Raw genomic sequence first — 26,035 nt, 5'->3', positions numbered from 1 at the left:
CCGCGTCGTTCGTCGCAGGACGGGCGCGGTCAGTGACCGCATCGGCTTGCAGTGCATCCAGCCCGATGCAGACACCGACCGCGCCCGTCATGTCGCGCAGCAGTGCGATCGCGTGCTTAGCGTTGCGCAGTCGGCAATTCGTCCCACACCTTCGGGTCTTCGGCACCCAGCACCCAGCAGCTGAAACCTTCCAGGCCGTACTGCTTGACCAGCTCGTAGCGTGCCTTGAAGCTGCGTGCGTCCGGGCGGAACACCCACTCGCGCATGTCGTCGCGGTAGAAGTAGAACCACGATTCCTGCTCGACCGGATCCCACTGCACGGTAGCGTTCTGCTCGATCGCCAGCGGGAAGGATTCGTCGGCATCGATGTAGGTGGCGGAGATGTTCGACGCTTCGGTGCCGTCTTCCTTGACCGGGTTGCCGGTGTACCAGCGGTAGCCGTAGGTGGCGATGCCGAGCGAGAGCTTGTCCTTCGGCACCTGGGTGATGGCGTAGTCCAGGTGCTTCTTCATCCACACCATGCCGTCGACCGGGCCCGGCGTGGTCCAGCGGGTGTGCTGGTCGTAGGTCATGATGCTGACCAGATCCGCCGCCTGGCCCAGCGCCTTGAGGTCGTACGCACCACGCCAGTATTCCCACATCCACTTGGAGAACTGGCCGCCTTCGGCATGGCCCGGGGCATTGGGCACCACCGCCACCGACATCTTGAAGCCGGCCTTGTGCAGCGCATCGGCGGTCTGCTTGACCATCAGCGTGTAGGCGTCGCGGTCGGTCCAGGCGATGTTCTCGAAATCGAACTGGAAGCCGTAGTACTTGTGCTGCTTGCCGTGGATCAGCAGCGATTCGATCATGCGCTTCTTGGCGGCTTCGTCGTGCATCAGCTTGTGGAAGCCGTCGCGCCCGGTGGTCATCGACAGGATCGGCATCACCCGCAGCTTCTTCTGCTTGGCGATGTCGTACAGGTACATGTTGGGTGTGCCGTTGACCAGGCCGTTCTGGTCGACGCCATACCAGGTCGGCACCACCACGTCGATCTTGTCGACATTGGCCAGGAACGAGTTGGTCGATTTCTGCGTGTTCATCAGATAGAACAACGCGGTGGGGGTTTTGGCCAGGGCCGGCGCGCACAGCAGCGCCAGCGCCAGCAGGATCCAGGTCAATCGCTTGCTCATGAAAACAGCATCCGTCAGGGAGTAGGGGAGGAAAGGTCGATGCGGAACACGTAAGCGCTCTCGCCGACCGGCTTGACCGGCAAGCGCAGGTGCAGGCCGTCGGCGCGTTGTTCGAACGGGATCTTTTTGCCGTTGGCCAGCAGCGTCACGCCGCGTACGCCATCGGCGGCGTTGAGCGAGCGGATCACCGCCTCGCCGCCGGCCGGCCAGCCGAGCTCGATCGCATACAGCGCGCCATCACGCGTGGTGAAGCGAAAATCTTCGGCCGTATACGGCTTGGTCTTGATGTCCTGGAAGGTGCCGCCCACCACCTCGGTCGGGCCTTCGCCGTACACGCGCCACGGCTTGCTGTCGTAGATCGCGCCGCCGTTGGTCTTGAGCCACTTGCCGATCGCCAGCAGGATGCCGCGCTCGGTGTCGGGGATCGAGCCATCGGCACGCGGGCCGATGTTGAGCATCAGGTTGCCGTTCTTGGCCACCACGTCGGCCAGCATGTGGATGATGAAGGTCGGCGACTTGTAGGTGTCGTTCTCGATGTAGCCCCACGACGCATTGCTGACCGAGGTATCGGTCTGCCAGTGGGTGGGATGGATGCCGGTCAGCTGGCCACGCTCGATATCCAGCGTGCCGGCGCCTTCCGGGAACGCGCCCAGCTTGTAGTTCACCACCACGCCGCGATCGGCTTCGGTGCGCGCCGCGCCCTGGTTGTAGTAGTAGGCCAGCATGGTCGGCAGGCTGCTGCGGAAGGTGGGGTGGGCGATCCACCAGTCGAAATAGATCAGGTCCGGCTGATAGGTATCGATCAGCTCGGTGGTGCGTGCCAACCAGTCGTCCAGCCAGGCCTGCGATACCGGCGTCCAGTCGTTGTTGACATCGGCATCGTCCTTGCCCGGCAGACGCACCTGCGCCGGGCCGTACAGCGCTGCATAGCGCGGGTCGTTGACGTCCGAATCGAATTTACGCCCGCCATCGAAGAACCAGTTGTGCTCGGCACGATGCGAGGACAAGCCGAAGTGCAGCCCCTGCGCACGAATCGACTTGGACAATTCGCCCAGCAGATCGCGCCTGGGTCCCATCTTGACCGCAGTCCAGTCCGACAACTTGGAGTCGTACAGTGCGAAACCGTCATGGTGCTCGGCCACCGGCACCACATAGCGCGCGCCGGATTGCCGGAACAGTTTGGCCCAGCCATCGGGGTCGAACTTGGGCGCGGTGAACTTGGGAATCAGGTCCTTGTAGCCGGAGCTCGCCTGCGGGCCATAGGTCGCCACGTGATGGGCGAATTCCTTGGAGCCTTGCAGATACATGTTGCGCGAATACCACTCGCTGCCGAACGCCGGCACCGAGAACACGCCCCAATGGATGAAGATGCCGAACTTGGCGTTGTCGTACCACGCCGGCGATTGATAGGCCTTGAGCGCGGCCCAGTCAGGGCGGAACGGGCCCTTGCGCGCGCCCTGTTCGGCTTCGCGCACCAGCCGCTCGCGCTCGGGTGCGTATTTGGAGGTGGCGCTGAGCCACTGCTGGTCGATCTGTTCGGGGCTGAGCGTGGTGGCGGTCGGCGCGGTGGGCGATTGCGCGCTGAGCGTGGCGGCCGGCAGCGCAAGCAGCAGACCGAGCGCGAGCATTCGCGTTCTGGGTACAGCTCCGGCGTGGCGGCGGGATGGAGCCGCGGGGCGGCTATCGGTCGTCATGGGAACTGCACTCCTTCAAGCGGGACATGTCGGTTGCAGCGCAGCCGGCACGTGGATGGCAAAAGCGGGCCTGGCCATGCTCCCTCAACCGCGAAGGGGCGTGGCCAGTACCACTGCTTGGTACAGCATCGAGCTGTGCGCTGCATGCAACGCACCGCTCAAAAAAAAGCGCGCCACCGTGGAGGGTCGGTGGCGCGCCGGTGCTACATCAGAACTTGAAGTTCAGCTGGGCCTGATAACCGCGGCCGTTCTTGTAGAACGCCGTGGGGGTATCGCGGGTGTTGCTGAAGAGACGGTAGGTAGAGTCGAGCAGGTTGGTGGCGCCGAAAGTGATGCCCATATAGTCGGTGATCTGATACGAGGCGGTCAGGTCCAGCTGCTTGTAGGCATCTGCAAAATCTTCCGACGACAAGCGACCGATCTGGGTGAAGTACTTGGAGCGGTAGCTGTAGTTCACGCGCACCGTCCAGTCGCCGTGTTCCCAGTACGGAATCACGTTATAGGTATCGCGCGACAGGTACGGCAGGTTCAGGCCGGAGCTGGAATCGGATTCGGCAAACGTGTAGTTGGCCTGCAGGCCAAAGCCCAGACCAAAGGTCTGTTGGTAGTTGACCGCCACACCCTTGACCTTGGCATCGGAGACGTTGATCGGCGACGTCACCAGATACAGGTCAGTAACGCCGCTAACCGGATCGGTGAGCTGACGGACGCTCGTGGTGTTGACAATGTAGGAGCTGATGTCGCGATAGAACACCTCACCGGACAGCATGCTGGAGGGCGCGAAATACCACTCGGCCGCCAGATCGTAGTTGGTGGATTCGTAAGGCTTCAGATCCGGATTGCCACCACCGGCGGTCAGGTTGCCATTGTTGCTATTGATGGTAAAGGTCCCTGCGAGGTCGCCATACCGCGGACGCGCAATGACCTTGGCTGCAGAAAAGCGCAGTACGGCGTCGTCGGTGATGTCGTAGGCGATGTTGAAGCTCGGCAGTGCCTTGCGATAGTCGTTGGTCTCGGCCACACGGCTGAAGTTGGTGCCAGCATCGGGACTCTGCCAGTACAGTGACTTGTCGGTGGTGTCGACCAAGCGGACGCCTACGTTACCGCGCCACTTGCCGGTTTCGTAATTCAACTGGGTGTAGAAATTCTGCGTGATCTCCTTCACGTCGAAGGACGAGCCGAAGTCGGTGCGGAACGGTCCTTGCGGCTGTGAAAGCAGATAGTTACGCACAGCGCCCAGATTCGCAGTGGACCAAGTTGTCAGGTCACCACTGGCACCCAGCCCGTCATACAGACTGCTCGGCGTGCTGCCAGGGCTGAACTGCGTCAGCGAGACCGGATCTGTCGTATTGATGCGATTGCTGCGTGCGGCCACGCCATTGTTGTGGTTGATGTACTTGTAGCCGAATTGCAGTTTGGTGAATGGGCCCCATTCCAGATCGCGTGCAGCGTCCCACTGGAAGTATTTTTCTTCATCGGTGCTCTGTTGATACAGGATGCCGCCGGCCTGTACTGCGCTGCCATCCTGTGAGCCCGCAGGAAGCCCGGCCGGCGAGCCAGCCAGGGTCCAGTTCGCAACGCCTCCGTTCTCGTAATTGACGGCCGTGCTGTTGCCATTGTAGGCAAAGTTGTAGCCCCCCTCCTGTAGCAGGAACTTCATCAGGTATTCGGGGTTCTTGCCGCCGGTGGCCTTGGTATCACCAACCTGAGTGGTGAACACCCACTTCTCGCCGGACCAGTCGTGACGCAGGTTCAGGCTCTTGGTGGTGACGGTGCTCTCGCGATAGTTTGCGTCCAACTGTGCATACGGCTGCGCCAGTCCGCCATCGGACACGGTTGCCGAGGTGATGACGCCATTCTGGACATTGGCCTGCGTCACCAGCCTCAGGTTGTTGATGCTATCTCCGGAGCCATCGGCAGCCGGCGACCCGCACGCAGGACACATGTAACGCGACTGGCTGAAGTTGTTGTACTTGCCCTTGATGTACAGGCCGGTGAGGTTGAACTCGTTCTGCTCGTTCGGCTTCCACTGCAACGCCCCCTGCAGGCCGCTGCGCTCGCGGGTCTGCTGGAAGAACGCGCTGTTGATGCCGGCGGGCACGCGAGCGGTAGCCACATCGCTGCCGTCGCCGGTGATGGTGGCGGTCGGCGGAATGTTGGCGCCAGTGGTGTAGCCGAAGTACTCGATACCGGCACGCGCCAGGTCCTGCTTGTCATGCGTGGCCGAGATCAACGCACCGAAGGTCTCGTCGTCGTTCTTCCAGCTCCACAGCGCCGAACCGCGCGGATTGCCTTCTTCCGAACGGTCGTTGTAGTTGTAGCCGACCGAGCCGCGGATGGTGTTCTTGGGCAGGTCCAGCGGCTTGCGGGTGTGCACGATCACGGTGCCGCCGATCGAGCCTTCGTCGATGCGTGCCTCGGGGGTCTTGTAGACCTCCATCAGGCCGATGATTTCCGGCGACAGCAGGGTGTAATTGAAGGTACGGCCGCTGGTGTCGGTCGGGTTGCCGCCCCAATCGCCCGAGGCGATGGTCTGGCCATTGAGCAACACGCGGTTCAAGGCCGGGTCGGTGCCGTTGATGCTGACCTTCTCGCCTTCGCCGAACTGGCGATCGACGCTGATGCCCGGCAGGTGCGACAGCGATTCGGCGGCGTTGATGTCCGGGAACTTGCCGATGTCTTCGGCGCTGATGGCATCGACGATCGAGTTGGCCGAGCGCTTGACGGCCTGGCTCTTCTCCAGCGATGCGCGGTAGCCGGTGACGGTGACGGTATCCAGCTCGGTGGTCGCCGACGGTGTGGCGGCAGTAGCCTGTTGGTCTTGTCCGGCAGCCATTGCAGAGCCGGAGCAGTACAGAGCGGCGGTGATACAGAGTGCTAACGTCGTGGTGCGGCTGTGCATGGCTAAACCTCGTTGGTTAGTGCTGTGAGCGCGCCGCCTCTGGAAGGCGTCACGCGCTCGGCGTGGCCGGCAAAACAACACGCCCTGACCGATCGCGGTGATCGCACTGGTACGCGTCGCAAGAGGCGGGTCCAGGTGATTCGCGTGGTAGAGGAGGTGTCCCCCGTGTGGTGAAGCGGTGCAGCGGGTGCGACTTCAGCGAGTCGAACATCGAGTGATGTGCGCTCACGGATCTGGAATGCGCCGGCGAGGGAGTAGCCCGTTCCTGAGTACCGAACAGTCCATGGCCCCTCCTGCCAGAACCCCGATTTGGATCGAGTCTCGCGTAGCGTTGACAGCGTTGTCAACACATCGTCACAGATCTCTGAAGCTGCTGCGATTGCGCTGCAATGCAGCATTTTTGGGTGAGGCTGCGCACTGCGCCGATACGGCTGCGCGGCGCGTCGATGGGGTTCCTGGATTGCGATCGGCGGTTTCTATGGGGAATCGTGCACTTGAAGGAGGTGGGCGACGCTTTGTGCTGAAATCATTGCTGCCGGCGCCGATTTTTAGGGGATGATGAAATTGGCGGCATCCTGTTTAAATCGTGATCGCCACGGTTGCGTTACAAGGCGATTACTGACAACGTTGTCTACCCCGTTACCGTTCGTCGGACAACGGGCATGACGCCAGCCCGCGGCCACTTATCAGGAGAATGCGTGAGCGCAAGCAGTCCAATGGAAGCGGTGGCCTTTCCGCGCCCCGACACCTTCGTTGCCGCGGACGTGGGGGGGACGCATGTGCGCCTGGCGCTGGTGTGCGAAAGCGTGGATCCACGCCAGCCGGTCACGGTGCTGGACTATCGCAAGTACCGCTGCGCCGATTATCCGGGCCTGGCCGAGATCATGGCCGCGTTCTTTGCGGAGCTGGGTTGCGCGCCGGTGCAGCGCGGCATCATTGCCAGCGCCGGGTATGCGCTGGAAGACGGCAGTGTGATCACCGCCAACTTGCCGTGGGTGCTGGCGCCGGAGCAGATCCGCCGCCAGCTCGGCATGCAGGCGCTGCATCTGGTCAACGATTTCGAAGCGGTGGCGCATGCGGCCAGCTACATGACCGCCAACCAGGTCATGCAGCTGTCTGGCCCGCCGCAGGGCGCACCGGGTCCGGCGCTGATCCTGGGCCCAGGCACCGGGCTGGGCGCGGCGTTGTGGATTCCCAATGGCGGCAACCCGGTGGTGTTGCCCACCGAAGCCGGCCACGCCGCGCTCGCGCCAGCCAGCGATCTGGAGGTGGCCCTGCTGCAGGAGTTGCGGCGCTCGCGCACGCATGTGGCTACCGAACGTCTGCTTTCCGGCCCGGGCTTGTTGAACCTCTACACGGCACTGGCTGCGCTGCGTGGCGTGCCGGCACAGCACGCCAGCCCGGCCGCTGTCACCGCCGCCGCACTGGCTGGCCAGGACGTGCTGGCGCACGATGCGCTGCAGGCGTTCTGCGGTTTCATGGGCAGCGTGGTCGGCGACATGATGCTGCTCTACAGCGTGCGCAGCGGCGTCTATCTGGCGGGTGGGTTCCTGCCGCAGATCGCCGAGTTCGTGGCCGCAAGCGATTTCGTCGCACGTTTGCTCGACAAGGGTGCATTACGCCCGGCGCTGGAGCAGGTGCCGGTCAGCATCGTCGAGCACGGCCAGCTCGGTGTGATCGGCGCGGCCAGCTGGTTCCTGCAGCACGGCCGTTGAGCGCCCGCGCATCGCCAGTTGCAGCAAGCCGGCAACCCCATATCCCCGTAGGAGCGCACCCGGGCGCGACAGGGCAGTGCCGATAACCCCCCCCGTCGCGCCCAGGTGCGCTCCTACGAGTCGGCGCAGGTGTCGGGCCGGGCGCGCAGTGGACGTGCCAGTCGCTGCGAACGCGCAGCCGCCAACACGACGCCGATCAAATCTCCACACACCCGNCTACGAGTCGGCGCAGGTGTCGGGCCGGGCGCGCAGTGGACGTGCCAGTCGCTGCGAACGCGCAGCCGCCAACACGACGCCGATCAAATCTCCACACACCCGGTAGGAGCGCACCCGGGCGCGACGGGGCAGTGCCGATAACGCCCCGTCGCGCCCAGGTGCGCTCCTACGAGTCGGCGCAGGTGTCGGGCCGGGCGCGCAGTGAACCGGCCAGTCGCTGCGAACGCGCAACCGACAACACGACGCCAATCAATCCCACACACCCGCGTAGGAGCGCACCCGGGCGCGACGAGGCAGTGCCGATAACGCCCTGTCGCGCCCAGGTGCGCTCCTACGAGTCGGCGCAGGTGTCNTGCCAGTCGCTGCAAGCGCGCAGCCGGCAACACGGCGCCGATCAAATCTCCACACACCCCCGTAGGAGCGCACCCGGGCGCGACGGGGCAGTGCCGATAACGCCCCGTCGCGCCCAGGTGCGCTCCTACGAGTCGGCGCAGGTGTCAGGCCGGCGCGCAGTGGACGTGCCAGTCGCTGCAAGCGCGCAGCCGGCAACACGGCGCCGATCAAATCTCCACACACCCCCGTAGGAGCGCACCCGGNTGCCAGTCGCTGCAAGCGCGCAGCCGGCAACACGGCGCCGATCAAATCTCCACACACCCCCGTAGGAGCGCACCCGGGCGCGACGGGGCAGTGCCGATAACGCCCCCGTCGCGCCCAGGTGCGCTCCTACGACGAGCGCGCCTTACACATCGCCGAACCGCGACTGCAGCGCCGCAATCGCCGCCAGCCCCGCGGTTTCGGTACGCAGGATGCGTGGCCCCAACTGCAGGCCGCTGAAACCGGCCTCGGCGAGGGTGGCGCGATCGCGCGGCGACCAGCCGCCTTCCGGACCGATCGCCACGATCACATGCGGCTGCGCGCCCATCTCCAGGCTGCCCAGGCGATGCTCGCCGTGTGGGTCCAGCGTCAGTCGCAGCGCCTGCGGATCGCTGGCCTGGGCCGCCTCCTGCAGACCATGCGGCGCCGCGACCGTGGGAATGCGTGCACGCCCGGATTGCTCGCAGGCCGATACCACCACGCTGCGCCAGTGCGCCAGGCGTTTTTCCATGCGCAGCGGATCCAGCTTGACCTCGGTGCGCTCGGCGTTGACCGGCACCACCGCCGTCACCCCCAGCTCGGTGGCTTTCTGCAGGATCAGGTCCATCTTCTCACCGCGCGCGATGCCCTGGATCAGGGTGATCGACAACGGCGACTCGTTACGCAGCGGTTCGACGCGTTCCACCACTGCGCGCGCCTCGCGTTTGCTGGCCAGGGTGATGCGCGCGTGGTAGTCGCTGCCGTCGCCATTGAACAGGATGCAGGCATCGCCCTCGCGCAGTCGCAGCACGCGCAGCAGGTGATTGGCCGACGTTTCCGGCAATGTCAGCTCCTGGTCGCAGTGCAGCGGCAATGCCACATGGGAACGGGTCAGGCGCATGCAACGGCCTCTTCGATGGCGTGGCGGGTGGTCGCCGCCAGCAGCGCAAGTTGCGCCTCGTCCACGCAATATGGCGGCATCCAGTACAGCACGTCGCCCAGTGGGCGCAGCACCACGCCCTTGTCCAGCGCGGCGCGATAGGCCTTCAGGCCCACCCGTGCCGCAGACGGGAACGGTGTGCGCTTGTCGCCTCCTTGCGTGAGCTCGAAGGCCACGATCATCCCGGCCTGGCGCACATCCGCCACTGCAGGGTGGTCGCCGACCTGCGCAGCGAGCGCGCTCATCTGCGCGGCGGTGCGCTGGTTGCGCGCAATCACGTCGTCCTCTGCAAAGATCTGCAGGGTCGCCAGCGCGGCGGCGCAGGCCAGCGGATTGCCGGTGTAGCTATGCGAATGCAGGAACGCACGCTCGCGCGAATCGTCCAGGAACGCGTCGTACACCTGCTGCGTGGCCAGCACTGCCGACAACGGCAGGAATCCGCCGGTCAGCCCCTTGGACAGGCACAACAGGTCGGGCATGACCCCGGCCTGTTCGCAGGCGAACAGGCTGCCGGTGCGGCCGAAGCCGGTGGCGATCTCGTCGGCGATCAGGAATACGCCATGCGCATCGCACAGTTCGCGCGCGCGGCGCAGGTAGGCCGGGTGATACATGCGCATGCCGCCGGCGCACTGCACGCGCGGCTCCAGGATCAGTGCGCAGATTTCCCCGGGCGATCGTTCGAACACCGCCTGCAGCGCGTTGGCCGCCTGCAGTGCGTAGTCTTCCGCGCTCTGCCCAGGCTCGGCCAGGTAGGCATCGGGCGAGGGCGCAAAGATCGACTCCAGCAGCAGCGGCGCATACACGCGCCGATACAACGGAATGTCGCCGACCGACAGCGCGCCGATGGTCTCGCCGTGGTAGCCGTTTTCCAGCGCGACGAAACGCGTGCGGCGCTGCTCGCCGCGGTTGTGGAAGTAATGGAAGGCCATCTTCAAGGCCACCTCCACGCCGGCCGAACCGTTGTCGGCATAGAACACCTTGGACAACGGCGCACGGCCGGCCTGGCGCGGCGCGATCGCCAGCAGGCGCTCGGCCAGCTGCACGGCGGGCGCATGGGTGAAGCCGGCCAGCATCACCTGCTCCAGTTCGCCAGCCTGGCGTGCGATGGCCGCGCCGATGCGCGGTTCGCTATGGCCGAACAGGTTGGTCCACCAACTGCTGACCGCGTCCAGGTAGTGGCGGCCGTCGTGGCCGATCAGCCACGCACCATCGCCACGCGCGATCGGCACCAGCGGAAGTGTGTGCGGGTGCTCGCGCATCTGCGTACAGGGGTGCCACAGCACCTGAAGATCGCGTTGCCGCCAATGTTCGTCAGCTTGGGAGGCTGCCGGGTCTGCTAGGATTTCGGGCTCATGAACATGTCGATGCATACGCCTATTCTATCGGTCGGCTCCGCCGCTGCGTGCGACGCATGAGCCCGCGCCTGCCGACCATCCACAAGATCACCGATCTGGGCGACGGGCCGTTCCGTCGCCAGCAGCTGGATCTGGAATTTTCCAACGGCGAGCGTCGCCTATACGAGCGGCAACTCAGCCAGGGCCATGGCGCAGTGGTGGTGGTGCCGATGCTCGATGCGCAGACCGTACTGCTGGTGCGCGAGTACGCCGCCGGCGTGCATCGCTACGAGCTGGGCCTGGTCAAGGGCCGCATCGATGCCGGCGAAACGCCGGAGCAGGCCGCCGACCGCGAACTCAAGGAAGAAGCCGGCTACGGCGCGCGCCAGGTGCAGGTGCTGCGTGCGATGACGCTCGCTCCTACTTATATGAGTCACCAATCCTGGTTGGTGCTGGCACGCGAGCTCTATCCCGAGCGCCTGGTCGGCGACGAGCCCGAAGAGATGGAAGTGGTGCCCTGGCCGATCGCCCGTCTGGATGAATTGATGCTGCGCGACGATTTTTCCGAGGGCCGCTCGCTGGCCGCCTTGTTCATTGCGCGCGAGTGGCTGGAGCGCAACCCATGATCCGCATCCCGATGGAACTGCGCGAAACCGTGATCGCCATCGCCCGTGAGGCGGGCGCAGCGATCATGGATGTCTATGCGCAGGATTTCGCGGTGGAGCTCAAGGACGATGCCAGCCCGTTGACCCAGGCCGACCTGGCCGCCAATCGGGTCATCGTCGACGGCCTGCGCCGGGTCACCCCGGATGTGCCGGTGCTGTCGGAAGAATCCGCGCACGTGGCCTGGGAAGACCGCCAGTTCTGGACCAGCTACTGGCTGGTCGACCCGCTCGACGGCACCCGCGAGTTCATCAAGCGCAACGGCGAGTTCAGCGTCAACATCGCCCTGATCCACATGGGTGCGCCGGTGCTCGGCGTGGTGCAGGCGCCGGTCGATGGCCGGGTCTGGTACGCCGCACGCGGCGAGAACGCCTACCGCCGCGATGGCGATCGTGACGAGATGCTGCACACGCGCACGCCGGCGGCCACGCCGCTGCGGGTCGCCGCCAGTCGCTCGCATCGCGACGCGCGCACCGCCGCCGCGCTGGAGCGCATGGGCGAGATCGACGTGGTCGCGCAAGGGTCGTCGTTGAAGTTCTGCCGCATCGCCGAAGGCGACCTGGATGTGTATCCGCGCTTCGGCCCCACCTCCGAGTGGGACACCGCGGCCGGCCAGTGCGTGCTGCACGCCGCCGGCGGGGTGCTGCTGGCCGGCGGCACCGGCAAGCCGTTCCGTTACAACCGCCGCGACACCTTGCTCAATGGCGATTTCATCGCGCTGGGCGATCCCAATCTGCCCTGGCGCAGCTGGCTGGAGTGAGCCGCGCCGACCGTCGCTGCGCGCGCTGTCTGGATCGGGCGCCTGCGCGCGACGCTGCTCCGGCCATGTCCAGCGCGGTCCCTGCCCATCGCCTGCCGCCAGCTGGCGCGCGGCATCGCCTGGGCGCACACCCCAACTGTAGCCCCCTGCCAGGAAGACCATCATGTCCCAGTCCCCGCCGACCGGCGATCTCCAGCGCCTGCTGCAGCTGATGGCGCGTCTGCGCGATCGTGAGCATGGCTGTCCGTGGGACGTGCAGCAGACCTTCGCCAGCATCGCCCCCTACACCATCGAAGAAGCCTACGAAGTTGCCGACGCCATCGACCGCAACGATCTGGCGGGTCTGCGCGATGAGTTGGGCGACCTGCTCCTGCAGGTGGTCTTCCATGCGCAGATGGCCGCCGAGCAGGGCGCATTCGGATTCGCCGAGGTGGTCGCCACGCTCAGCGACAAGCTGGTGCGCCGCCACCCGCATGTCTTCGCCGAACAGCGCGCCGACGACGCGCAGGCGGTGAGCGCCAGCTGGGAACAGATCAAGCGCGACGAACGTCGCGCTGCGGGCCATCAGGACGACTCCGCACTCGCCGGCATCGCGCGCGGCCTGCCGGAATGGCAACGCGCCACCAAGCTGCAATCGCGTGCGGCGCGGGTCGGCTTCGATTGGCCCGGCCCGGCACCGGTGCTGGAAAAACTGCAGGAAGAAATCGAGGAGCTGCGCGTGGAGTTCGCCCGTGGTCCGGTTGCCGACAACCAGGCCCGGCTGGAAGACGAGCTTGGCGATGTGTTGTTCGTCTGCGCCAACCTGGCGCGCCATGCCAGGGTCGATGTGGGTGCGGCGCTGCGGCACGCCAATCTCAAGTTCGAGCGCCGCTTCCGCGCCATGGAAGCGCAGGCGCAGGCCGATGGCACCGCGTTGGCCGCGCTCTCCCTGCAGCAGCAGGAAGCGCTGTGGCAACAGGTCAAGCGCGGCGAACGAGGCAGCGCGCCATCCATTCCCGACCAACCGGGTGCCGCGACGCCTGCCCCTGCCGTGCCGGTGCGCAGCGATCGGGCACCCGACACCTCGGCGCTGCAACAGGCCGATGTCGACAGGCAGGGGCTGGACAGGTCAGGCCGCGCATGACTTTCGCACCGACCACATTGTTGCTGTTCGTCGCCACCGCGGTCGCCGAGCTGGTCGGTTGCTATCTTCCTTATCTGTGGCTGCGCAAGGGCGGCAGCAGCTGGTTGCTGCTGCCGACGGCGCTGAGCCTGGCCATCTTCGTATGGTTGTTGAGCCTGCATCCAGACGCCAGTGGGCGGGTGTACGCTGCCTATGGCGGGGTCTATATCGCCAGCGCACTGCTGTGGCTGTGGTGGGTGGACGGGGTGACGCCGACGCGTTGGGACCTGCTTGGTGCCGCCTGCTGCCTGCTCGGCATGGCGATCATCATGTTCTCGCCACGCAGCGCCTGAGCACGCACGCGCAGTGATGTCTGCGCGCGGCAAGCCGCGCCTGTCCGCCCGGTGCGACCGGATACAGAACGACGATACCGGGCCGGGGTAATGCGCTACAGGGGTGCGACCGCCGTCGCCGAAGGCAGCAGCACAGGTCCCTGGGGCATCAAGGTCACCCGCATCGAGATCCGCGACATCCAGCCGCCGCGCGATCTGATCGATTCGATGGCGCGGCAGATGAGGGCCGAACGCGAGAAGCGCGCGCAGATCCTCGAAGCCGAGGGGTCGCGCCAGTCGGAGATCCTGCGCGCCGACGGCGAGAGGCAGGCCGCCGTGCTCGAAGCCGAAGGCCGCAAGGAAGCGGCGTTCCGCGATGCCGAAGCACGCGAGCGTCTGGCCGAGGCCGACGCCAGGGCCACCCAGGTGGTCTCCGATGCGATCGCCAACGGCAGCGTGCAGGCGATCAACCACTTCGTCGCGCAGAAGTATGTGGAGGCGTTCAAGGCGCTGGCCACCGCACCCAACCAGAAGTTCGTGCTGATGCCGATGCAATCCAGCGGCATCATCGGCTCGATCGCCGGCATCGCCGAGCTCGCAAAGCAGGCACTGCACAAACCCGATGCCACCAGCGTGCGCATGCCGCCGATGCCGCCGCGCGCGGGAGGCTGAGCATGCGTTGGGACGTGGTGGCGTGGGCGGTGCTGGGGTTGCTGTTGATTGCTGCCGAGACCCTGGTACCCGGCGCGTTCCTGTTGTGGATGGGGATCGCTGCCGCAGCCGTTTGCGTGCGGGTGCTCGCGCTGCCGGGCGTGTCGCTGCTGGTGCAGATCGTCGCCTTCGTACTGCTGAGTTTTCTGTCGGTGCAGGTGTATCGCAGCTGGTTTCGCGGCAAGGGCCGGCAGAGCGATCGACCCTTGCTCAACCGACGCGCCGAGCAACTGGTCGGCCGCTGCGTGGTGCCCGACCAGGCGATCCGCGAGGGACGCGGCCGCGGCAAGATCGACGACGCGTTCTGGGTGGTCAGCGGCCCGGATCTTCCGGCCGGCACGCCAGTGCGCATCGTCGGTGTCGATGGCATGAGCTTGCAGGTGCAGGCGGCCGGTTGATCGGGCAGGGCACGCGCGCCCGGTCGATGCCGCGATGCTGCAGTGCGGCGCGAAGTGTCGCGGCCAGCCCCAGCTGGGAGCAGCAGGCGGGCGCCGTTCCCCCAAGCGCGGCCGGGCAGCGATAATGGTCCTCTTTCCCTCGGACCGGTGCGCATGACCCAGAAGACCATCCTCAACGACACCCATCGTGCGCTTGGCGCCAAGATGGTCGACTTCGGCGGCTGGGACATGCCGATCCACTACGGCTCGCAGCTGGACGAACACCACCAGGTGCGTCGCGACGCCGGCATGTTCGACGTCAGCCACATGACCGTGGTCGACCTGCACGGCGCGCGCGTGCGCGCGTTCCTGCGCTACCTGCTCGCCAACTCGGTGGACAAGCTCAAGGTCTCCGGCAAGGCGCTGTACACCTGCATGCTCAATCCGCAGGGCGGGGTGATCGACGACCTCATCGTCTACTTCCTGCGCGAGGACTTCTTCCGCCTGGTGGTCAACGCCGCCACCCGCGAAAAGGACCTGCAGTGGATCGGCGAACAGGCCGCCCGCTTCGAGGTGCGGGTGGAAGAGCGCGGCGACTTCGCGATGATCGCCGTGCAAGGCCCCAACGCACGCGCCAAGGTGATCGAACTGGTGGATCCGGCCGATACCGCGGCGGCCAGCAAGCTCGGCCGTTTTGCCGCGCTGCAGACGCGCTCGCGCGAGGGCGTGGAGCTGTTCCTGGCACGTACCGGCTACACCGGCGAGGACGGCTTCGAAATCGTGTTGCCGCAAGAAGCAGCAGTGGCATTCTGGAATGCGTTGCTCGCGCAAGGCGTCAAGCCGGCGGGTCTGGGCGCACGCGACACCTTGCGTCTGGAGGCCGGCATGAATCTCTACGGCCAGGACATGGACGACACGGTCAGTCCGTACGAGGCCGCGCTGGCCTGGACGATCGCCCTGGACGAAGGCCGCGACTTCGTCGGTCGCGCCGTGCTCGAGTCGCAGAAGGCGCAGGGCGCCCCACGTCAGCTGATCGGTGTGGTGATGGATGAGAAGGGCGTGCTGCGGCATGGCCAGACCGTGCTCAGCGCCAGCGGCGAAGGCGAGATCCTGTCCGGCACCTTCTCGCCCACTCTCGGCAAGGCGATCGCGTTCGCGCGCGTGCCGGCCGGCAGCATCGACGACCTGCGCGTGGACATCCGTGGCAAGCAGGTGCCGTTGCGCGTGGTGAAGTTTCCGTTCGTGCGCGACGGCCAGGCGCAGCCAGGCGTGCTCGGCGACTGAGTCAAACGCTGCCGGCGTGCAAACCTCCGGCAGCGTGCAACATCCATCGCCGCCAATCGGCCGGCGCGCGCGTGCACCTGTCTTGTCGCGCGGTCTAAACTAGCCACCTGTCCCCAACCCATCAGTTTCCCCGGAGCACACCCATGAGCGAGATCCCTGGCGACCTCAAGTTCCTCAAATCCCACGAGTGGGCCCGCGTCGAAAGCAGCGGCCGCGTGACCGTCGGCATCTCCGACCACGCGCAGGGCCTGCTGGGCGACTTGGTCTACGTCGAACTGCCGGGCGTCGGCGACACCGTGCAGGTCGGCAACGGCGCAGCGGTGGTGGAGTCGGTCAAGGCCGCCTCCGACGTCTACAGCCCGGTCAGCGGCACCGTTGTCGAGGTCAACAGCGCACTCACCGACAAGCCCGAAACCATCAACGAGGACGCCTACGGCGACGGCTGGATCTTCGTGGTCGAACTCGACGACAAGGAAGAGCTCAACGACCTGCTGTCGCCAGACGACTACGCCGAGCTGCTGGAAGACGACGCGCACTGACTTCGCCTCGCCCCTCGCAGACCCGGATGGCCGCTCGTTGGAGCGGCCATTTTTTTTGCCCGCACGGTGGTGGCCGCGCGTCGATCCGGCCTGGCGATGGTGTGGGTCCTGTCGAGCGGCGCGACCGACCAGTGCCGGCTGTCGATCGCCGTCGAAGCCTTTACCGATGTTCGACAACCACGCGCTCGCCAGCGACCTGCGTGCGCCACATCGTCGGAAGCGGCGCCATGGTCGCGCTGCCGGATTTCCGACGTGAGCCGGTCGTGAGGAGACGGCGTGCGGCTGGTGAAAAAACGTCCGCGGCATCGCGTGCGTGCGACCTCGGATACGGTGTGCGACGCATGCCATCGGCAACGCATGCGGATGCACGCATGGGTCGAAAACCGCGCAACAAGTTTGCGCATTTTCGCTTGTGCGAGGCCTCAGGCATGGCTGGTCGATAAAAAATTTTCAGCTGGCGGACAGGCGGCGCGCACTGCGGCGCGCAGGCGTGCGCTGCAGCGTCGGTGCACTGGGCAATGGCGTGCGCGTATGCAGTGCTAAAAAAAAACAGCACAAAAGAAGTGCTTTTTTGCAAACGGCGTTGCACGGCTGCAGGTCGGGGGGCGCTGTGCGTGCCGGTGCACGGCGTCTTCCGACCCGCTCGATGGGACGTATCGCGACAAGGCGTTGAAAAAAAAATGCAAAAGAGTGTTGACAGTAAAAAAAAGCGTGATTAGGTTTCGCCCAGCAGACGTTGCTGCGAAAGAGAGTGAGCAGAATCGACATCAGGCCGACACGCTTGTTCCCGACGTCCACCGAAGCGCTATCCACGGTGGAGTTGGGTCCGCTTCTCTCCAGAAAAGCAGCAGTCGTTCCGATCACGCACCCGCGTCGCTGTTCGATGCGGGTGTTTCTGTATCCGTCCCGTCGCGCATTACCTGCGGACGGTTCCCGACGACGGCATGCCGTTGCGGGGTTTGCTTCAACTGGGCGTTTCACCTCCATAGTTCACTGACGAGGAGCCAATTACATGGCCACTGCAAAAGCTGCGAAAAAGAAACCCACTGCCAAGAAGGCAGTGAAGAAGACTGCCGCCAAGAAGGCAGTCAAGAAGGTCGCCAAAAAGGCAACCGCCAAGAAGGCAGTGAAGAAGACTGCTGCCAAGAAGGCCGTCAAGAAGACTGCAAAGAAGGCAACCGCCAAGAAGGCAGTGAAGAAGACTGCAAAGAAGGCAACCAAGAAGACTGCCGCCAAGAAGGCAGTGAAGAAGACTGCAAAGAAGGCGACCAAGAAGACCGCCGCCAAGAAGGCCGTCAAGAAGACCGCCAAGAAAGCGGTAAAGAAGACCGCCAAGAAGGCAGTTGCCAAGAAGGCGACCAAGAAGTCGGCCACCAAGAAGACTGCCGCCAAGAAGCCTGCTGTGAAGAAGGTCGCCAAGAAGAAGCCGGCCGTTCGCAAGAAGAAGGCCGCTCCGGTCGCGCTGCCCGCAACCCCGGCGCCGCTGATCTGATCTGCATTACCCGATCGCCGTAAACATCGAGCTCTCTCCCCGACGCCCAGCGGGGAGGGAGCTTTTTTATTGGCTTGCCCACGGCGGCCGTGATCCGGTGAGGACCGGTCGCGCGCAGACAGTCGCAGTCCATCGCCAGCCGGTACCAGGGTGACCTGCTCGGGCCGCGTGGCACGACATGACGCCAGCAGACCTGGATAACCGTTGCGCGGTGGCGCAAACGGATTGCGATCGCCACCCAACGCATCGCGCGCTGCCTGGCGGGCTGTCAGGCCGGGTGACTGTGCCTATCGCCGCACTTGCGCCACTGGCCACCCGCCACCCGCCACTCGCTTTCCCGGGTCCAGTGCTGCTGGTGGGCTCGGCTGCTGCGCCGCCCACGCAACGAGCCATCGTCTGTCCCGACCGGTAGTGCCGCGATCGCCTGGCGTCGCGCTGATGTGTCGGTCAGTGCGAAGCGGGAGAGATGCACTCGGTCGCATCGCGCGGAGGGTGGGTTGTCCGCTCGCTTCTTGGCTTTGCGCGCACGCGACAAGGTTGTCCAGGCATGCGTTGGCCATGACCGGTAGCGCATGGCGATGGAGCGATGCCCAGCCTGCCGGCCACTGATGTCGAAACGCTCGACCCGGTCCCGCTGCGGGCCAGAAACAACACAGGCGGCCGAAGCCGCCTGTGTGCGAGCGCGCAGCGAGCCATCCTCAGCGCGGCGATGCCACCGACTTGCCGGACGAGGCCCCCTTGCCGGCAGGATCGGGGCGCTCGGCCAGCATGTTCTCGCTGCCGAAGTCGCCATCCACGTCGATATCCAGCCAACGCTTGGCAGGCAGCCCCAGCGCACGATCCAGGATGGTCGGCAACATGCCGGAGGGCAGGCCGCTCTCGCCGTTCCACATGATCGCGATGCCCAGATCGCGCTCGGGCAGCAGCGCGACCAGGCCGCGATAGCCCTGTACCGCGCCGGCATGGAAGACGACCTGATGGCCGGCGTAGTCGAACACGCGCCAGCCCAGCGCATAGCTGGCAGCGTCCACGCGCTCGTGGCGCCACCCCGAGCGCATCTCCCCGGGCGTGGAGATCAGCGGCGCGTGCAGCGTCGCCAGCAGCGGCGCTGGCAGCACGTCGGTGCGGTGGCCGGTGTGCGCGAGCAGCCACTGCGCCATGTCGCTGGCGCTGGCATTGACGCCGGCAGCGGGGGCCAGGCGGTAGTAGGTCGGCTTGGGCGTCAGCGATACCCAGCCATTACGGCTGCGCACGTGCGGGCGTGCCCAGCGCGGGCTGGCCTGGATACCGGCCAGCCCCATGCTCGCATCGTTCATGCCCAGCGGCTTGAAGATGCGGCGCTCCACCGACTGCTCGTAGAAACTGCCCGACGCAGCGAACACCACGTCGCCGACCAGGCTGAAGGCCACGTTCTGGTAGGCGTAGCAATCGCCGGGCGCGCAGCGCAGCGGCGCGGCGGCAAGCTTGTGGCTGAGCGAGTAGTAGTCGACGTTGGATTCGATATCGTTGTCGTAGGCATTGCGGGTCAGCCCGACGCGATGGCTGAGCACCTCGGCAACGGTGAGTTGCCGCGTGGCGACGTTATTGCTGAGCTGGAAGCCGGGCACGTAGTCCACCACCTTGCTGTCCCAACGCAGCACGCCGTCGTTGACCAGCAATCCGGCCATGGTGCCGGCAAACGCCTTGGACAGCGAGGCAAGACGGAACACGGTGTGGGCATCGACCGGTTGCGGGTGATTGACGTCGGTGACGCCATAGCCGCGCGCGCTCAGCACCTTGCCGCCTTGCACGATCGCCATCGCCATGCCGGGCAAGCGATTGCCGTAGGTCAACTGGTTGGCCATCGATTCGAACGCCGCCACGTCGAATCCTGCCGCCGGGGCCAGTACCTGGCTGGCCGGGAGCGACGCACGGTATTGCAGCGGAGCGGTGGGCGACTGCACGACGGTGGCCGGCTGCAGCGCAGAAGCAGCCGGCGCAGGTGTTTGCGCGGTGGAAGAGAGGGCCAGGGGCAATAACGCCCCGAGCAGCCCGATAGCCAACGGTCGGAACCGTCGGCGCCTGCGCATTTGAGTCATGGTTGTCCCGCCTGTTCCGCTGCCTCCGGCGATTCTAGCGCCGCGCTTCGCAATAGCACAAACTGCCGGAAGATGAATGGGCATCATATTGATCCTATTGATGATTTTAGGTTCATAAATCGACCTGCACGGTGCCCGTTCAACGCCACCCGGAACCGGTGAGCAGAGAGGTGCAAGCAGCGTGCCGCAGCCGCGGGCGATCGATTTGCTCCGCGCCGCCCGCCAGCTGCTGGTGATGCAGCGCGGCATCGGCTAACTTGCGCGCTTGTTTCGCGGGTGCTGCCGCTGCCATGTCCTTGCTGTTGCGCCCGTTGATGCGAGCGAGCTTCACCTTATGACCAGCCCATCCTCGCCGCGCTCGGCGGCTGGCCGTCTGAGCGTGGCATTGCGCAGCTCGCCGCCGCTGGCGTGGTCGTTCCTGTATTTCTTCTGCCTGCTCAGCGGTTACTACGTGCTGCGCCCGGTGCGCGAGGCGATGAGTGCGTCGGCGGATGTGGAAGCGATCTTCCCCACCGGCATGATCGCCTTCTTTGCCACGCACGGCATACCGCTCAAGGATTTCACCCTGCAGGTGCTGTTTACCTGCACCTTCCTGATCATGGTGTTGCTGCAGCCGGTCTACGGCGCGCTGGTCAGCCGCTACCCGCGCCGGGTGTTCCTGCCGGCGGTGTATGGCTTCTTCATCGCGACCCTGTTGCTGTTCTACGTGGTGTTCGACAGCGGCGTGCCCGGGCGCGGCATGGCGTTCTTCCTGTGGGTGACCGTCTTCAACCTGTTCGCGGTGGCGGTGTTCTGGAGCTTCATGGCCGACGTCTTCAGCAACGCCGAAGCGCGCAGCTACTACGGTTACATCGGTGCGGCCGGCACGCTGGGCGCGTTTCTCGGGCCGATCCTCACCCGCACCCTGGTCGAGCGCATCGGCATCGCGCATCTGATGCTGGTGTCGGCCGGGTTCCTGACCGTGTGCGTGGTCTGCGTGCTGCGCCTGCGCTTGTGGGCGGTTGCGCGCGAGCAGGAGCGACAGCTGGGCTCGGGCGAAGTGCCGATGGGCGGCGATGTGCTGGGCGGGCTCAAGTTGATCGTGCGCGAGCCGTTGCTGCGCTGGCTGGCCTTCATGGTGTTGTTCGGTGTGGGCGTGGGTACCTTGCTCTACAACGAGCAGGCGGCGCTGGTACGGCGGCTCTACACCGACGCGGCGGCGGCCACCGCCTATTACGCCAGCATCGACCTGGCAATCAACGCGCTGACCCTGGTGCTGCAGTTGCTGGTGACGCGCGCGCTGTTGTCGCGTTTCGGCATCGCACCGGCACTGCTGATTCCGGGCGTGGCGATCACGCTGGGCTATGCCGTGCTGACGGCCTCGCCGTTGCCGATGATGCTTGCGATCGTGCAGGTGATCACCCGCTCCAGCGAGTTCGCCCTGGCCAAGCCGGCGCGCGAGACCTTGTACACGCGGGTGGATCGGCAGTGGCGCTACAAGGCCGGCGCGGCGATCGACACGGTGATCTACCGCGGTGGCGATCTCACCTTCGTCTGGGTGCACAAGCTGGTGTCGGCCTTCGGCTCCGGCGCCGTGTTCGGCGTCGGCCTGCTGGTGGCCTCGGGCATGACGCTGGGCGCGTTCGGCCTGCTGCGCGAAGCGCGCAAACTGCCCGCAGAGCGCGATGCGGAGACGAGCAGGCACAGCTCCGAGTAGGCGCGGCCGATGGAACGATGTCGTGGACGGCGAATGATCTGCGGCCTGGTTGCAGGGCCCTTGCCCGCCCGCCACCGCGGGACACGCTGCAAGGACGACCCTGTAAGCGCTTGCGCGGCATCCATGCCGCGCAAGGTCCCGCGACGATGGCCGGGCAGGGACCTGTCGAGTTGGTCGGTGGGCATGACGAGATGGTCGGTGTGCATGATAAGAGCCGTGCTGGATGCGCCTCGTTCGGTCATGACGCATCGGCTCCACGTCTGACGGGCACCGCACTACAGACCGCTTTTCAAGTAAGCGCCGACCAATTGTCTGGTGCGGTGTCCTCGCCGGTTGCCTGCGCTGAGCAGCACGGCCGCAATCGCAGCTATGCTGGCTGCTACATCCATGATGACGGTCTGCCATGTCCCTGTTCGCCATCGCTGCCGGCCTGTGCGTCGCTCTGTTGCACGTCTACATCCTGGTCTTGGAAATGGTGCTGTGGACGCGGCCGCTGGGCCTGAAGACCTTCCGCAACACGCCCGAGAAGGCGCAGGCCACGCGTGTGCTGGCGGCCAACCAGGGCCTGTACAACGGCTTCCTGGCTGCGGGCCTGTTCTGGGGCGCGTTGCAGGCCCGTGCCGATGTGCTCGGCTTCTTTCTGGGCTGCGTCGTCGTGGCAGGCTGCTATGGCGCCTACAGCGTCAACCGCCGCATCTTCTTCGTGCAGGCCTTGCCCGCGTTGATTGCCCTGGCATTGCTGTGGTTGCCGCGCTGAGGCGGAGTCCCCGCCTTCTGTAGGAGCGGACCTGGCCGCGACGGGGCGTCACCGGTAATGCCTCATCGCGGCCAGGTCCGCTCCTACCTTGGCAGCACGCTGGCATTGCAGCTGCGGTGAACTCGCCGAAGACCACGGCGACAGGCAGGCAGCCGCGAGATGGTCGGTTTCCACACCAGCCGGTCTCCGCATACGACGACGGCGGGCCGAAGCCCGCCGTCGTCTACTCTCACCTTGACCCGAGCCTTACGCCGCTTCGCGCGGCTGCTGTGCCTGCGGCTTGTCGTAGAAGCTGGCCGCACGCAACTCGTGCGGATCGAAGTCGTCCACGGTGATGGTATCCATCATGATCTCGCGCAGCTCTTCCAGCAGCTTGCGTTCGTCCAGGGTGAGCACGCCCTCTGCCACCGCTTCGTCCAGCTGTGCAGTAAAGTCCAGCGCCTCGATGCCCTTGGTCTTGAGTGCCTTGAGGAACTTGCGCTCCACCGGCTCGGCCATCACTGCCTTGGTCAGGTAGCTGGCGATACGGCCACCGGGGTTGTTGGCGCACGGGGTCAGGAACACGCCCTGGGCGAGGCGATCGCGCGCTTCGTTGGGCGCCATCAGGATCGATGCCACGCGATGGCCCAGGCGGTCGCCCGGCGCCTCGGCACGGCGGCCCAACGGGAAGATCAGTACCCACATCAGCCAGCCAACCGGGCGGATCGGGAAGTTGCGCAACGCTGCCGACAGCGCGGTTTCGATCTTGTGCACGCTGTCGTGGAAGGCCCAGGCCAGCAACGGCTGGTCGGTGGCCGGTGCGCCTTCGTCGTGGTAGCGCTTGAGCATCGCGCTGGTCATGTAGATGTGGCTCAGCACATCGCCCAGACGGCCGGACAAGGACTCCTTGAACTTCAGCTTGCCACCCAGCATCAGCATCGACACATCGGCCATCAGCGCCAGGTTGGCCGAATAGCGATCCAGCTTGCGGAAGAAGCGGCGGGTATAGGCATCGCCGGGCGCCGCGCCGATGCGCGCACCGGTCAGACCGAACCAGAACGAACGCACGGCATTGGAAATGCCGAAGCGGATATGCCCGAACAGGCTCTGGTCGAACGCTTCCAGGCCGCGACGCGTGTCCGGATCCTGCGCCGCCTGCATTTCCTTCATCACCCACGGATGGCACAGGATCGCGCCCTGGCCGAAGATCAACAGGCTGCGGGTCATGATGTTGGCGCCTTCCACGGTCACGCCGATCGGCGCAGCCTGCCAGGCGCGGCCGGCGAAGTTGCGCGGCCCCAGGATGATGCCCTTGCCACCGATCACATCCATCATGTCGCTGACCACTTCGCGGCCCATGGTGGTGCAGTGGTACTTGGCGATCGCCGACGGCACCGACGGTACGTCGCCACGATCCACCGCTGCGGCAGTGGCCTGCGACAGCGCACTGATCGCATAGGCCTTGCCGCCGATCCGCGCGAGCGCCTCTTCCACGCCCTCGAAGCGGCCGACCGACAGGCCGAACTGCTTGCGGATCCGCGCGTATGCCCCGGTGACCACCGCAGCATACTTGCCGCCGCCGCTGGCCGTGGAGGGCAGGGTGATCGAACGCCCGACTGCCAGGCACTCGTTGAGCATGTTCCAGCCCTTACCGACCATTTCAACGCCGCCGATCAGCTGGCTCAGCGGGATGAAGACTTCCTCGCCGTGGATCGGGCCATTCTGGAACGGCGAGTTGAGCGGGAAATGGCGACGGCCGATTTCCACGCCGGGGGTTTCGCGCGGCAGCAGTGCCAGGGTGATACCGATGTCCTTCTTGTCGCCGATCAGGCCATCCGGATCGTAGGCACGGAACGCCAGGCCGATCAGCGAGGCAACCGGCGCCAGGGTGATGTAGCGCTTGTCGAAGGTGAGCTTGACGCCGAGCACGTTGGCGCCGTTCCACTCGCCCTTGCAGACGATGCCGTAGTCGGGGATCGAGGTCGCATCGGAGCCGGCGAACGGGCCGGTCAGGCCGAAGCACGGCACCTCGGCACCCACCGCCAGGCGCGGCAGGTAATAATCCTTCTGTTCCGGCGTGCCGTAATGCAGCAGCAGCTCACCGGGCCCGAGCGAGTTGGGCACGCCGACGGTGGAGCTGACCACGCTGGAGATCGAGGACAGCTTCTGGATCACCTTGTGGTGCGCCAGCGCGCTGAAACCCAGGCCGCCATACTGCTTGGGAATGATCATGCCGAAGAACTTGTTCTTCTTGATGAAGTCCCACAGCTCCGGCGGCAGGTCGGCGTGGACGTGGGTGATTTCCCAGTCGTTGACCATCTTGCACAGCTCTTCGACCGGGCCGTCCAGGAATGCCTGCTCTTCGGCGGTCAACTGCGGCTTGGGGTAGTTGAGCAGCTTCTGCCAATCCGGGTCGCCGGTGAACAGCTCGCCCTCGAAACCGACCGAGCCGGTTTCCAGTGCGATGCGCTCGGTCTGCGACAGCGGCGGCAGTACCTTGCGGAAGAAGGCCATCAACGGCGTGGTCAGCAGCGGCTTGCGCAGGAACGGCAGCAGCACCGGCGCGGAGACCAGCACCACCAGTGCCGCAGCGACGATGGTCGCGGTGAGATTGGCACCCAGCAGCCAGCAGGCCACCAGCACACAGGCGCTGATCGCAACCCAGGTGGCAAGGCGCATGCGGTGATAGGCAGCGATGCCCGCCGCCAGGATGACGAGAAGGAACGGTGCAACGATGCTCATGGTCTTGCTCCAGTGACATGCTCGGTGATGTTGGACGCTGCGATGGTGCCAACCGGGGGCAGTGCGTCCAGATAATGCAACACGGTTGCGGTAAAGGTGGCGTTGTCGTCGCCGGCCAGCATGTGCGTGGCATCGGGCAAATGCACGTGCTGCGCATGTGGTGCGATCGACAGGAATTCGGTGATGTTGTCCGGCGTGACCAGATCGCTACGCCCGCCGCTGATCAGCAATATCGGGCAACGCACCCGCGCGGCGGCATCCAGCAAGGTCTTCTGCTGTGCGTGCGGCTCCTGGCCTGCCAGTTCATCGACCAGCCGCGGATCCCAGTGCCAATGCCAGCGACCGTCTCCGCGCTGCCTCAACAAGGCCTGCAGCTGCTGCACCGTCTTGCGCGGGCGCTGTGGCAAATACGCGGCAATCGCGTCGGCCGCGGCATCCAGCGATGCGAAGCCCTCCGGGTGTGCGGTCATGAAGCGCAGGATGCGTTCCACCCCGGCGGTATCCCAGCGCGGGGTGATGTCGACCAGCACGATCGCGCGCAGCAGGCCCGGCCAGCGCGCCTCGGCAAGCAGGCCGAACAAGCCGCCCATCGATGCGGCAACCAGCACCGGCGGCTCGGCCTGTTCGCCTGCCAGCACGATCAGGTCGTCAGTGAATTGCGTGGCCGAGTAGGGCAGGTCTGCGTCATTGAAACTGGAATCGCCATGACCGCGCGCATCGTAGGCCAGCGCCCGGTAGCCGGCGTCGGCCAATCGCGCCGCAGTGCTTTCCCACGCGTGCCGGGTCTGCCCAAACCCGTGTGCGAGCAGCACCGACGGCGCGTGGTCCGTGCCTCGCAGCGAGACCGCAAGCGCTGTCCCGCCAGCGTCGATCCGCGTGGTGGACGCACTGTGGGCGAGGCTAGGAGAAGAGGTGACCATACCTCATGGTATGGATCTGCCCGGGCTGCTGTCAATACTGTCTGGTATGGACGGTTA

20 protein-coding genes and 1 pseudogene are annotated in these 26,035 nt (G+C 65.6%); 12 read left to right on the top strand and 9 right to left on the bottom strand.

Annotation, left to right across the window (positions count from 1 at the left end):
- Nucleotides 1-116: 116 nt before the first annotated feature.
- The 3 genes from C0541_RS14830 to C0541_RS14820 form a co-directional block, all read right to left on the bottom strand.
- A complete protein-coding gene (locus C0541_RS14830) occupies nucleotides 117-1,172 on the bottom strand; it encodes a glycosyl hydrolase family 18 protein (protein WP_115049460.1) in 1,056 nt (351 codons plus the stop codon).
- 14 nt (nucleotides 1,173-1,186) lie between these two features.
- Nucleotides 1,187-2,866, bottom strand: a complete 1,680-nt coding sequence (locus tag C0541_RS14825; RefSeq protein WP_115049458.1) for an alpha-L-fucosidase — start codon at nucleotides 2,864-2,866, stop codon at nucleotides 1,187-1,189.
- Between the two features lie 208 nt (nucleotides 2,867-3,074).
- The gene (locus C0541_RS14820; RefSeq protein WP_115049456.1) at nucleotides 3,075-5,768 is read right to left on the bottom strand and encodes a TonB-dependent receptor; all 2,694 of its coding nucleotides are present in this window, start codon (nucleotides 5,766-5,768) and stop codon (nucleotides 3,075-3,077) included.
- A 716-nt stretch (nucleotides 5,769-6,484) separates the two neighbouring features.
- Between C0541_RS14820 and glk the strand changes: the two genes are divergently transcribed.
- The gene (gene glk, locus C0541_RS14815; RefSeq protein ID WP_193725947.1) at nucleotides 6,485-7,483 is read left to right on the top strand and encodes a glucokinase; all 999 of its coding nucleotides are present in this window, start codon (nucleotides 6,485-6,487) and stop codon (nucleotides 7,481-7,483) included.
- Nucleotides 7,484-8,438: 955 nt separating this feature from the next.
- On the opposite strand, the gene C0541_RS14810 is transcribed toward glk, so the two are convergent.
- Entirely contained in the window at nucleotides 8,439-9,173 is a 735-nt protein-coding gene (locus C0541_RS14810; protein WP_115049453.1) for a 16S rRNA (uracil(1498)-N(3))-methyltransferase, read from the bottom strand.
- Nucleotides 9,164-10,582 (bottom strand): adenosylmethionine--8-amino-7-oxononanoate transaminase, encoded by a 1,419-nt coding sequence (gene bioA / locus C0541_RS14805; RefSeq protein ID WP_115049451.1) that lies wholly within the window; start codon nucleotides 10,580-10,582, stop codon nucleotides 9,164-9,166. Before bioA ends, C0541_RS14810 begins: the two co-directional genes overlap by 10 nt.
- A gap of 41 nt (nucleotides 10,583-10,623) precedes the next feature.
- Between bioA and nudE the strand changes: the two genes are divergently transcribed.
- The 9 genes and pseudogenes from nudE (at nucleotide 10,624) to C0541_RS14755 (ending at nucleotide 17,806) form a co-directional block, all read left to right on the top strand.
- Nucleotides 10,624-11,172: an ADP compounds hydrolase NudE gene (nudE, locus tag C0541_RS14800; protein ID WP_161960085.1), complete on the top strand. Its 549-nt coding sequence runs from the start codon at nucleotides 10,624-10,626 to the stop codon at nucleotides 11,170-11,172.
- Nucleotides 11,169-11,969 carry a 3'(2'),5'-bisphosphate nucleotidase CysQ gene (gene cysQ, locus C0541_RS14795; RefSeq protein ID WP_115049447.1) on the top strand — a complete coding sequence of 267 codons (801 nt, stop codon included), beginning with the start codon at nucleotides 11,169-11,171 and terminating at the stop codon, nucleotides 11,967-11,969. The genes nudE and cysQ overlap by 4 nt, the downstream gene beginning before the upstream one ends.
- A 163-nt stretch (nucleotides 11,970-12,132) precedes the next feature.
- Entirely contained in the window at nucleotides 12,133-13,092 is a 960-nt protein-coding gene (gene mazG / locus C0541_RS14790; protein ID WP_115049446.1) for a nucleoside triphosphate pyrophosphohydrolase, read from the top strand.
- Nucleotides 13,089-13,424 carry a YnfA family protein gene (locus C0541_RS14785; protein ID WP_115049444.1) on the top strand — a complete coding sequence of 112 codons (336 nt, stop codon included), beginning with the start codon at nucleotides 13,089-13,091 and terminating at the stop codon, nucleotides 13,422-13,424. The genes mazG and C0541_RS14785 overlap by 4 nt, the downstream gene beginning before the upstream one ends.
- Nucleotides 13,425-13,553: 129 nt before the next feature.
- Nucleotides 13,554-14,075: pseudogene (locus tag C0541_RS14780) on the top strand (SPFH domain-containing protein); the annotation flags it as partial.
- A gap of 2 nt (nucleotides 14,076-14,077) precedes the next feature.
- The gene (locus C0541_RS14775) at nucleotides 14,078-14,512 is read left to right on the top strand and encodes an NfeD family protein (RefSeq protein ID WP_115049442.1); all 435 of its coding nucleotides are present in this window, start codon (nucleotides 14,078-14,080) and stop codon (nucleotides 14,510-14,512) included.
- A 153-nt stretch (nucleotides 14,513-14,665) separates the two neighbouring features.
- The gene (gcvT, locus tag C0541_RS14770) at nucleotides 14,666-15,775 is read left to right on the top strand and encodes a glycine cleavage system aminomethyltransferase GcvT (RefSeq protein ID WP_115049440.1); all 1,110 of its coding nucleotides are present in this window, start codon (nucleotides 14,666-14,668) and stop codon (nucleotides 15,773-15,775) included.
- 143 nt (nucleotides 15,776-15,918) lie between these two features.
- Complete coding sequence (gene gcvH, locus C0541_RS14765; protein WP_104533961.1) at nucleotides 15,919-16,314, top strand: glycine cleavage system protein GcvH; 396 nt, start codon at nucleotides 15,919-15,921, stop codon at nucleotides 16,312-16,314.
- Between the two features lie 1,012 nt (nucleotides 16,315-17,326).
- On the top strand, nucleotides 17,327-17,806 hold the full coding sequence (locus tag C0541_RS14755; protein ID WP_039519650.1) for a hypothetical protein: 480 nt from the start codon (nucleotides 17,327-17,329) through the stop codon (nucleotides 17,804-17,806).
- 698 nt (nucleotides 17,807-18,504) lie between these two features.
- Here C0541_RS14755 and C0541_RS14745 read toward each other — a convergent pair.
- Together C0541_RS14745 and C0541_RS20780 are read right to left on the bottom strand one after the other, a co-directional pair.
- Nucleotides 18,505-19,848, bottom strand: coding sequence for a serine hydrolase domain-containing protein (locus tag C0541_RS14745; protein ID WP_172454262.1), 1,344 nt, complete (start codon nucleotides 19,846-19,848; stop codon nucleotides 18,505-18,507).
- Between the two features lie 175 nt (nucleotides 19,849-20,023).
- Nucleotides 20,024-20,215, bottom strand: coding sequence for a hypothetical protein (locus tag C0541_RS20780; protein ID WP_153064990.1), 192 nt, complete (start codon nucleotides 20,213-20,215; stop codon nucleotides 20,024-20,026).
- Between the two features lie 3 nt (nucleotides 20,216-20,218).
- Here C0541_RS20780 and C0541_RS14740 point away from each other — a divergent pair, with 3 nt between their 5' ends.
- The gene (locus C0541_RS14740) at nucleotides 20,219-21,580 is read left to right on the top strand and encodes an NTP/NDP exchange transporter (protein ID WP_115049436.1); all 1,362 of its coding nucleotides are present in this window, start codon (nucleotides 20,219-20,221) and stop codon (nucleotides 21,578-21,580) included.
- 403 nt (nucleotides 21,581-21,983) lie between these two features.
- Entirely contained in the window at nucleotides 21,984-22,337 is a 354-nt protein-coding gene (locus C0541_RS14735) for a DUF1304 domain-containing protein (RefSeq protein WP_115049434.1), read from the top strand.
- A gap of 246 nt (nucleotides 22,338-22,583) precedes the next feature.
- Here C0541_RS14735 and C0541_RS14730 read toward each other — a convergent pair whose 3' ends face one another.
- Both C0541_RS14730 and C0541_RS14725 read right to left on the bottom strand, forming a co-directional pair.
- A complete protein-coding gene (locus tag C0541_RS14730) occupies nucleotides 22,584-25,058 on the bottom strand; it encodes an acyl-CoA dehydrogenase (protein WP_115049432.1) in 2,475 nt (824 codons plus the stop codon).
- Nucleotides 25,055-25,978, bottom strand: coding sequence for an alpha/beta fold hydrolase (locus C0541_RS14725; RefSeq protein WP_161960084.1), 924 nt, complete (start codon nucleotides 25,976-25,978; stop codon nucleotides 25,055-25,057). Before C0541_RS14725 ends, C0541_RS14730 begins: the two co-directional genes overlap by 4 nt.
- Between the last annotated feature and the right edge of the window lie 57 nt (nucleotides 25,979-26,035).

It is taken from the genome of Xanthomonas arboricola (assembly GCF_003353015.1).
GTDB classification, from domain to species: Bacteria; Pseudomonadota; Gammaproteobacteria; order Xanthomonadales; family Xanthomonadaceae; genus Xanthomonas; species Xanthomonas arboricola_E.
The sequence above is the reverse complement of the archived record's forward strand: the minus strand, read 5'-3'. Positions and strand labels throughout refer to the sequence as shown.